Source organism: Mesorhizobium sp. M8A.F.Ca.ET.208.01.1.1 (assembly GCF_004791315.1).
Lineage (GTDB): Bacteria > Pseudomonadota > Alphaproteobacteria > Rhizobiales > Rhizobiaceae > Mesorhizobium.
Window position 1 is genome coordinate 1 of record NZ_SRUT01000047.1, and the last position, 496, is coordinate 496.

Below are 496 nucleotides of genomic sequence, written 5' to 3' on the forward strand. Positions count from 1 at the left end.
GAACGTGTTTGTGCAGCATCGGCCCCCTACGCCGGAAAGTCGTGAATCCGTTCCCAAAAATTTGCTAAAAGGTTCCAATGACAGCCAGGGGCGACGTCTACCGCTTTGGCCCGTTTCGCCTCGATCCGGAGGTTGGCATTCTTTTTTGCGAAGATGAGCCGACTATGCTCGGGCAGCGCGCCGTCGCGCTGCTGCAACTGCTGATCCAGAACGCTGGCCAACCCGTGTCCAAAGACGCGCTGATCGACGCCGGCTGGGGCGGATCTGCGATTGCCGATAATAATCTGACGGTTCAGATCGCAGCCTTGCGCCGGACACTGGCCGACGCCGCCAATGTCGCCGACTGGATCGAAACATTGCCGCGCCGCGGCTATCGCTACGTCGGACCGGCTGTAGCCACGAACGTTCCCGACGCCTCGGCCGCCGTCCGCGCCGGGTCGGCCCCAAGCTTGCCCGAGAAGCCGTCCGTCGCGGTCCTGCCGTTCTCGAACTTGAG

General features: G+C 62.7%; 1 protein-coding gene. It reads left to right on the plus strand.

Annotation, left to right across the window (positions count from 1 at the left end):
* Positions 1–164: 164 nt before the first annotated feature.
* On the plus strand, positions 165–496 hold a 332-nt coding region (locus EN851_RS34205), incomplete at its 3' end, for a winged helix-turn-helix domain-containing protein (RefSeq protein WP_189587331.1).